Annotated in this window: 9 protein-coding genes; 1 reads left to right on the forward strand and 8 read right to left on the reverse strand. The window is 64.9% G+C overall.

Annotation, left to right across the window (positions count from 1 at the left end):
* Window positions 1-53: 53 nt before the first annotated feature.
* From merA to B4L36_RS14120, 3 genes are all read right to left on the reverse strand, one after another.
* Window positions 54-1,481 carry a mercury(II) reductase gene (gene merA / locus B4L36_RS14110; protein ID WP_292958421.1) on the reverse strand — a complete coding sequence of 476 codons (1,428 nt, stop codon included), beginning with the start codon at window positions 1,479-1,481 and terminating at the stop codon, window positions 54-56.
* A 106-nt stretch (window positions 1,482-1,587) separates the two neighbouring features.
* A complete protein-coding gene (locus B4L36_RS14115) occupies window positions 1,588-1,890 on the reverse strand; it encodes a heavy-metal-associated domain-containing protein (RefSeq protein WP_292958423.1) in 303 nt (100 codons plus the stop codon).
* A gap of 13 nt (window positions 1,891-1,903) precedes the next feature.
* Window positions 1,904-2,311, reverse strand: a complete 408-nt coding sequence (locus B4L36_RS14120) for a mercuric transporter MerT family protein (protein ID WP_292958425.1) — start codon at window positions 2,309-2,311, stop codon at window positions 1,904-1,906.
* A gap of 74 nt (window positions 2,312-2,385) precedes the next feature.
* On the opposite strand from B4L36_RS14120, the gene B4L36_RS14125 reads away from it, so the two are divergent.
* Window positions 2,386-2,808, forward strand: a complete 423-nt coding sequence (locus tag B4L36_RS14125) for a MerR family transcriptional regulator (RefSeq protein WP_292958427.1) — start codon at window positions 2,386-2,388, stop codon at window positions 2,806-2,808.
* Window positions 2,809-2,830: 22 nt separating this feature from the next.
* Here B4L36_RS14125 and B4L36_RS14130 read toward each other — a convergent pair whose 3' ends face one another.
* The 5 genes from B4L36_RS14130 to B4L36_RS14150 are packed head-to-tail and all read right to left on the reverse strand — an operon-like array spanning window position 2,831 to window position 7,710.
* Entirely contained in the window at window positions 2,831-3,724 is an 894-nt protein-coding gene (locus B4L36_RS14130) for a TRAP transporter substrate-binding protein (protein WP_292958429.1), read from the reverse strand.
* A gap of 27 nt (window positions 3,725-3,751) precedes the next feature.
* Window positions 3,752-4,534: an SDR family NAD(P)-dependent oxidoreductase gene (locus tag B4L36_RS14135; RefSeq protein WP_292958431.1), complete on the reverse strand. Its 783-nt coding sequence runs from the start codon at window positions 4,532-4,534 to the stop codon at window positions 3,752-3,754.
* Window positions 4,531-6,036 carry a tripartite tricarboxylate transporter permease gene (locus B4L36_RS14140; protein WP_292958433.1) on the reverse strand — a complete coding sequence of 502 codons (1,506 nt, stop codon included), beginning with the start codon at window positions 6,034-6,036 and terminating at the stop codon, window positions 4,531-4,533. The genes B4L36_RS14135 and B4L36_RS14140 overlap by 4 nt, the downstream gene beginning before the upstream one ends.
* A 6-nt stretch (window positions 6,037-6,042) precedes the next feature.
* Window positions 6,043-6,603, reverse strand: a complete 561-nt coding sequence (locus B4L36_RS14145) for a tripartite tricarboxylate transporter TctB family protein (protein WP_292958442.1) — start codon at window positions 6,601-6,603, stop codon at window positions 6,043-6,045.
* Window positions 6,604-6,615: 12 nt separating this feature from the next.
* The gene (locus B4L36_RS14150; RefSeq protein WP_292958444.1) at window positions 6,616-7,710 is read right to left on the reverse strand and encodes a Bug family tripartite tricarboxylate transporter substrate binding protein; all 1,095 of its coding nucleotides are present in this window, start codon (window positions 7,708-7,710) and stop codon (window positions 6,616-6,618) included.
* Window positions 7,711-7,938 lie beyond the last annotated feature (228 nt).

The raw sequence follows: 7,938 nt of genomic DNA on the forward strand, positions 1-7,938 counted from the left end.
GCGGCCAGAAACCACCGCACCGCTTCGGCGGCAGGTGGTGAAGAGCACGGATCCTATCCCGCGCAGCAACTGAGTCGGGCCACGTCCTTGTCAAAGGTCTGCGCGGCCAGTTTCAACCCTTCGACGGTCGTCAGATACGGAAAGAGCGTTTCGCCCAACGCCTTGGTGGTCATGCCCGCCTTCAGCGCCATGGCCAGCGTCTGGATCGTGTCCGCCCCTTCCGGTGCCACGATCTGCCCGCCCAGCAGCCGGTCGGTCCGCGCATCGGCAACCAGCTTGATCAGCCCGCGGGTGTCGCGCGCTGCCAGCGCTCGGGCCACGTTGTCCAATGCCAGGACGCTGGTCTTGACCTCGTGCCCCGCTGCGCCCGCCTGGACTTCGGACAGGCCGACGCCGGCGACCTGCGGGTCGGTGAACACGACCCAAGGCATCGCAGCGTTGTCATAGCGCATCGGTTCCAGCCCGAACGCATTGTTGACCGCGACCTTGGCGCCATAGGCGGCCATATAGACGAACTGGTCGCGGTCGGTGACGTCGCCGGCGGCATAGATGCCGGGCCGCGTGGTGGCCATGTCGGGGCCGACCACGATGGCTCTGCGCCGGTCGGTCCGGATGCCAAGCGCCTCCAGCCCCAAACCGTCGGTATTGGCCACGCGCCCGGCGGTCGCAACCAGCCGCGCGGCGGTGAGCGTCACCGGCTTGCCGCCCCGCTCGATGGTCAGCGCCACGCCGCCATCGTGGGCGGCGACCTCGCGGTAGCTCAGGCCGGTCTCGACACGGATACCCTCGGCCCGCATCGCCTGTGTCAGCGCCTCGCCCACCTCGGGTTCCGCACCCGGCAACAGCCGCGAGCGAGTGACCAGCGTCACCCTGACCCCCAGCCGCGACGCCATCTGCGCCAGTTCGGCCCCGATATAACCGCCGCCCAGCACGATCACGCTGTCAGGGCGTTCAGGCAGCGTCAGCAGGCCGGTGCTGTCCAGCACATCGACCGCGCCGAGCCCCGAAATATCGGGCATGTGCGGGCGCGATCCGGTGGCGACGATGATGCGTTCGGCCGTCATGCGGCGCCCGCCGACCTCGACACCGCCCTCGACCAGCCGCGCAGGGCCCTCGTCGATATGGTCGACGGTTTCATATTGCGGCAGCAGGTCGGAATATTTCTTCTGTCGCATCGCGGCCACAAGTTCGGCGGTGCCGGACACCAACGCCGGCCAGTCGACCCGGGCCGCGCAGGGCGCGACGCCCGGAAACCGGCCGGCGGCCGATGCCGCGTGAACCGCCTCGGCGGCACGGATCATCGCCTTGGATGGCACGCAGCCGACATTGACGCAGGTTCCGCCGATGGTGCCGTGCCCGACCAGCGCCACCCGCTTGCCCGCCTCGGCGGCGGCGATCGAGGCCGAAAACCCGGCCGACCCCGCCCCGATGACGATCAGATCGTAGGTTCCGTCTTTCGGGGTCCTGTTCAAATCTTTCATGGTTCCGTCCTTCTTGCGATCAGACCGCGCCCGTTTCGATCAAGCCGGCGATCGGGCCGCGTTGCAGCAAATATCTGCTTCCCATCGGTCCCGGTCCCGAGCCGCGTCACGACCCCGATGCGTCCTCAAGCACGCGGCCGGGATACCCGTATTGCAGGGGGGCCGCTGCGATGGCCTCGGGCGAGGTGACGGCGTCGTCATAGCGCACCAGAAAGACGATCTTTTCCGCCGCCTGATCATAGTCGCTCTGAAGGATTTCAACGCTGTCGATGGATTTGACCGCATTGGCGGCAATATAGGGGCAGGACGGGCAGGTCAGCTCGCTCACCACAATGCTGGCCTGTCTTTCAGCCGCCTGGGCGGCGGTGGCTGCAAACAGGCCCAGCAGCGATAACGTCAGGGTTCTCATGACTTTTCCTTTTTCAGAAGCTCAGGATGTAAGGCGTGACATAGGGAAAGATCATGGCGATCGCTGTGACGATCGTGGCCAGCCAAAGCGTTCCCTTCATGACGCGGCGGTTCTTCGGCCGGGTGCAGGCCGCACCATCGCGGCATTCGCCCTGTTCGGCCCGATGCAGTTTCCAGAAACCATAGCCGATGAAGGCGCTGGCAAAGGCAAATGTGTACCACTTGTAGGCATAAAGCGCCGTCAACTGGGCAATCCAGACGCCGCCGATGCCAAAGCTGATCAGCACCAGCGGCAGAATGCAGCACGAGGTCATCGCCAGCGCACCGGCAAGCGCGCCGCCGGTTGACGCCCAGGCCTTGCGATCACTGGCCTGCCTCTCTTCGAGGCTCGGAACCTCGGCTTCGGTCGTCGTTTCCGCCATCGTCGAATCACCCTTGCCCGTTTGATCATCCGAACCTAGGCTCTGTAGCTGATACAGGCTCAATGAGTGGAATCATGAAATCCGGTCACGGAACGGTGAGTGTCCTGCGTCGTTCAGATCTGGCGCGTCTGACGGGGTGCAACCTGGAAACCATCCGCTATTACGAAAACATCGGCCTCATGCCCCAGCCGCCGCGAACGGCGAAGAACTATCGCAGCTATGACGATACCCATGTCGCGCGCCTGCGCTTCGTGATGCGATCGCGCGATCTGGGGTTCACGCTGGAGGAAATCCGCGACCTGCTGGGGCTGGTGGATGGCAAGGCAGGCACGTGCGCCGACGTTCAATCCCTTGCAGCCCGCCACCTCGGGGCGGTGCGCGCAAAGATCGCCGATCTTCAGCGTATCGAGAAAGTGCTGACCGAGACGGTTTCGCGGTGTACCGGAGAAGATGGTCCCGAATGCGCGGTGATCGACGCGCTGACAGAAACGGCCTGAATCCCGCCTTTGCCGGACACGTTCATTGCCCCAGATAGGCCGCGACGAGTTCCGGCGGCAGCTTGGCACGCTCGCGATCCATGATGGCGGCGCAGGCGGCCCGAAACCCGGCCATGTCAAGTGCCGATCGCGGCAGGATCTCGACCCCCTCGGCCTGCAGGATGGTCAGGGCGTCGCTGTCCTGCGCCTCGGCGAGACGACGTTGCCGGACGGTGGCGGTTGCCGCCGCGGCCTCGACCGCGCGGCGGGCGGCGGGCGGCAGATCACCGAACCAGTCCGCGTGGCACAGAAACAGGACGACACCGAAGAAATGTCCGGTCATGCTGAGATGGCGGTGGTCGCGATACAGTTCGAACACGACAGAATTCGTCAGTGGATTCTCTTGTGCGTCGACCCGGCCTGTCATCACCGCCTCACGCAGATCGCGGACATCGGTGACCACAGGGGTGAAACCCATCGCCGCCATGGTTTCGCGGTAGATCCGGTTGTCGAGCGTGCGGACCACCAACCCGTTGCAATCGGCGCGGCTTCGCAGCGGACGGCGATGGTTCGTCAGATGGCGAAAGCCATTGTCCCAGAAACCCAGCACATGATAGCCGGTCGCACCGTGAACGGCTTCGCGCAGGATGGCCCCGGCGCGTCCGTCAAGCGCCGCATAGGCCGCATGACGATCGCCCTGCGAAAATGGCAGGTCGATGACCGCCAGTTCCGGCACGCGCGCGGTCAGATAGCCCGAGGCCATGTAGCCCGCCTGGAATGCGCCGCTCTCGATCCCGTCGAAAAGCGCCCGCGCCGTTTCGCCGCTCTGGGTGACGTCATCGACCCGCTCGGTGTCAAGACCTTCTGCCGCAAGGCTCTCGCAAAAGCGGCTTAGCCCGGCCGTCAACACGGATTTCGGCCCTTGATATCCCCCCACGCGCATTTTTGCTGTCCTCGCCATCATTCACACCAGCATCAATCGGCCGCCGTTCACGTCGATCGTCGTTCCCGTCACATAGGCCGCATCGTCGCTGGCCAGAAAGACGATGGTTCCCACGATGTCCGCGGGTTCGGCAAGCCGTCCCATCGGCGTCATGCGGGCAAAGGCCGCCTCTTTCTCGGGCGTCAGCAGCGCATTCACCCGATCGGTTCGCGTGGTGCCGGGCGCAACGGTGTTGGCCGTGATCCCATATGGGGCCGTGTCCTTGGCCAGGTATTGCGTCATCAGCGATACCGCCGCCTTGGCCGCCGCGTAATGGGCCGGCGACGAGCCGGCGCTGGTCGACCGGCCGGCAAGCGAACCCAGATTGATGATCCGCCCCCGGCCCGCTTGTTTCATATGCGCAAGCACGGCCGAGCAGCACAGGAAGACGCTGCGCAGGTTCAGGGCGATCACCCTGTCCCAGTCGTCGGGATCGATCTCGTCGAAGCGGGTATAGGCCGTGTATCCGCCCGCGCAGGTTACGAGAATGTCGATCCCGCCCATCGCCCGGGCCGACTGGGTGACCATGGTCTCGACTGCCGCGCGGTCGGTGACATCAGCGGCCAGCGAGACGGCGCTGCCGCCGATTGCCTGCACGGCTTGCGCGGCATCATGGGCGCGTGCCGGGTCTAGGTCGGTCAGCGCCAGGCTTGCCCCCTCTTCCGCCAGACGCAGCGCAAGGGCGCGGGCAATGCCGCCCCCTGCCCCCGTTATCAGCGCCTTGCGGCCCGTGAAACGGCCCGCCGCCCTGTTGGCCGTGCTCATCCCTGATGCTCCACCGGTTCGCCCTGCGGGATGCCCGGACTGCGGCGCAGTCGCAGCAGCCCTTCGGCAAAGATCGCAAGCAGCGCGATGACCAGCACCGTGCCGACCCATTGCTGGACAACGAATCCGAAGGAACGTCCCTCGAAGACCAGCAGCGCGCGGCGCAGGTTCTCGTCGACCATCGGTGCCAGAATCACGCCCAGCACGATCGGCGCGACCGGGAACTTCAGCTGTCGCAGCGCCAGCCCGGCCAGGCCCGAGACGAACATCACCCAGACATCGAACATGCTCAGACGTACCGAATAGGCCCCGATCACGCAGATCGGCACGATCAATGCCAGCAACACCGCGCGCGGCAGGCTGAACAGCTTGACGCAGGGTTTGATCAATCCGATCGCAGCGACATACATCAGCAGGTTGGCGACGATCAGCGCGGCATAGATGAAATAGATCAGTCCGGGATGATCCACCTCGATTGCCGGGCCGACCACGATGTTGTTGAGCGCGAGCGCCGCCAGCAGCGCCGCCGCCGCCGCGTTGCCGGGGATGCCCAGCGTCAGCGTGGGCAACATCGAGCCGCCGATATTGGCATTGTTGGCCACTTCGGCACAGACGATTGCCTCATAGCTGCCCTTGCCCCATTTCGCCTTTTCCTCGGGCGAGGCCATGCGCCGCCCGATGTCGTAGGACAGGAACGAGGCCACATTGGCCCCTGCACCGGGAATGGCGCCCGTCACCGCACCGATCACGCCCGAGCGCACCGCTGCGACCGAGTAGCGCGCCAGCTTGCGCAGCGAGGGGATCACCCGGCCGACGGACTCCGGCACCACCGGCTGCGCGCGGCTGGGCATGACCTTGAGAATTTCGGTCAGCCCGAACAGCCCGATCAGCACAGAGACGTAGTTCACCCCGTCCATCAGTTCGGGCACACCGAACGTATAGCGCTGCACCGCGTGGATCGGATCAAAGCCCACCAGCGCCACGAGGATGCCCAGCCAGCCGGCGATCCAGCCTTTCAGGGGCATCGCCCCGCAGGCCATCGAGCCGCAGATCGAAATGCCGATCATGCCCAGCAGCGCCATTTCCCACGAGCGGAACTGCAGGGCGAAGCTGAGAACCAGCGGAATGAAGGCGACCAGAAGCAGAATTCCGACCCAGTTGCCCACGAAGGACCCGGCGATCGCCATGCCCAGTGCCTGCCCGCCCTCGCCTCTCTTGGCCAGCGCGTGGCCCTCGATCATCGTGGGCACAGCGTCGGGGGTGCCCGGAATGTTGATGAGCACGGCCGAGATGGCACCGCCGAACACGCTGCCGGTGTAGACACCCAGCATGAAGACGATCGCGCTGGACTGCTCCAGCCCCGTCGAAAGGCTGATCAGCAGCGCCATGGCCATGGTGGTCGACAGGCCCGGCAGCGCCCCCCAGATAATCCCAAGGCTGACCCCGCCGAACGCGACAAGCAGCAGCCAGGGCTGCAGCACCTGAATGAAGGCATCAATCATCGCGGATCATCCCGGCAAAGCGATCTGAAAGATGTTCCGGAAGGTCATGCTGAGAAAGGCGGTCCAGCCAAACGAAACCGTGGCGATGATCCACAGCCGGCCGTTCCAGAACAGCATCATCATCGCGCTCAGGCACAGGACGGTGGTGATTTCGAACGCCCCGACGACCAGAAAGACGCCGGCAACATAGCCACGCAGACCAAAGGTCATGGAATCCATCGCCAGCAGGTAGACGAACAGCACGCCGATCAGCATCGCGGTCCGCAACATGTCGGCGCCGTGCCCGGCGTCGCGACGGGCTTTGCCGGTCGCACCGTCACGTCCCCGTCGGCGCCATGCCGTCAGGCCCAGACCCACCGCCATGGCCATCAAGCTGAGGCCCGCGGCCAAAGGCAGAAGTCCGGGCGCCGTGCGCCAGCCGCCGGGTGCACGAAAGCCCAGTGCTTCCCAGCTGTACCAGCCGGCAAGAAGGGTCAGAAGAACGGCGGCGATCATGTCCACCGAGGGGGCGGCATAGCCAGCCCCCTCTTCTTCTCCGGCAAATTCGCTCTGATTGGTCTGGCTCATGATCGACGCCCCTCACAGGTCGAGCGGCATGTAGCCTTGCGGCGGCCACCATTCCTTGAACCCATTCGGTCCGGGCAGGCCGAGTTCGTCAGCCGAAAGCACGTCGGAACCGATCTGGTCGGCATACCGGTTGAACAGGTCGACCGTCACGACCTCCATGCGCGCCGCTTCGCGATCGGCCTCCTCCCCCACCTTGACATCATGCTGGAAGAAACGCGCGGCGAGGAAATCGCGGAAGTCCTGCGAATTGGCGGCCTCAACGAAGGCATTCCGGATCTCGCCCAGGATCTCGGGCGGCGTGTCGCGGCGCACCATCATGTTGTAGGTGGCGCCCATCGGCAGGAAGGGGGCCAGGTCAGGGATCAGGTTGGCAACCGTCGGCAACACGGTACCGTCTTCCAGCACGATGTCTTCCGTCCCGGTTTGCTGCAACATGCGGAACTGCCCCGCACGCACCAGTTCGATATGCTCGTGGACCCCGCCGCCGGCAATGTCGACTTCGCCCTGCAGACCGGCAAGCGTGGCCGGTTGTCCGCCCTGATAGGGCACATAGCGCAACTCGATATTGGCGAACGCGGCGATCAGAAGCGCCATCTCGTGCCAGATCCCGCCGGTCCCCGAGGTGGACACGCTGATCCGTCCCGGCTTCTCCCGCGCCGCGTCGATGACGTCCTGCAAGGTCTGGAAGGGCGAATCGACGGGCACGGACCAGCTGGCAATGGCATTGCCGGCCTTCATGAAGGCCCATTGCTCCCACGGCGCGGGCGAGGCCGGGACATGCCCCAGCACGCGCACGAACTTGTTGTAGTTCGCCGCGCCAAGGATGTTGTAGCCGTCCGCAGGCTGCGCGCTGACATATTGCGTCGCAATGCCGCCGACGGCACCGGGCCGGTTCGCGATGCTGACGTTCCATCCGCGCGCCTTGGCCATTTCGTCCGCCAGCTTGCGGATCAGGACATCGGTGCCACCGCCAGCGGCATACATGATCACCACGGTAATCGGGCGGGCCGGATAGCTTTGCGCCGCGGCAATGCCCGGCAAGGTGATGCTGAGCGTCGCCATCCCGGCGCCCCCCAGGAACGCGCGGCGATCGAATCCGTTCTTCATGTGACCTCCTCCCTATGTGACCGCCGCGTCTCTTGCGCAGTTCCGTATCGCAAAAGAACCGGAAACAGCATATTCAGGCGGTAGAAAAAGCCTGGCAGAACGAAGAGCCGCGCGTCAATAATTTACGCATTAGAATAGTGATGGGCTGGCATATGTTTTCCTGATGACAGGTCACGGCTCGGGAAACGCCGAAGAGAAACCATCAGCCACCGGATTCCGAAAAGAGTT

Origin of the sequence: Paracoccus sp. UBA889 (assembly GCA_002294185.1) — a bacterium.
Taxonomy (GTDB): Bacteria; Pseudomonadota; Alphaproteobacteria; order Rhodobacterales; family Rhodobacteraceae; genus Paracoccus.

Coding starts and splice junctions, on each gene's coding strand:
- merA (WP_292958421.1), bottom strand. CDS start 1,481: ATGAAAGATTTGAACAGGACCCCGAAAGACGGAACCTACGATCTGATC.
- B4L36_RS14115 (WP_292958423.1), bottom strand. CDS start 1,890: ATGAGAACCCTGACGTTATCGCTGCTGGGCCTGTTTGCAGCCACCGCC.
- B4L36_RS14120 (WP_292958425.1), bottom strand. CDS start 2,311: ATGGCGGAAACGACGACCGAAGCCGAGGTTCCGAGCCTCGAAGAGAGG.
- B4L36_RS14125 (WP_292958427.1), top strand. CDS start 2,386: ATGAAATCCGGTCACGGAACGGTGAGTGTCCTGCGTCGTTCAGATCTG.
- B4L36_RS14135 (WP_292958431.1), bottom strand. CDS start 4,534: ATGAGCACGGCCAACAGGGCGGCGGGCCGTTTCACGGGCCGCAAGGCG.
- B4L36_RS14140 (WP_292958433.1), bottom strand. CDS start 6,036: ATGATTGATGCCTTCATTCAGGTGCTGCAGCCCTGGCTGCTGCTTGTC.
- B4L36_RS14145 (WP_292958442.1), bottom strand. CDS start 6,603: ATGAGCCAGACCAATCAGAGCGAATTTGCCGGAGAAGAAGAGGGGGCT.
- B4L36_RS14150 (WP_292958444.1), bottom strand. CDS start 7,710: ATGAAGAACGGATTCGATCGCCGCGCGTTCCTGGGGGGCGCCGGGATG.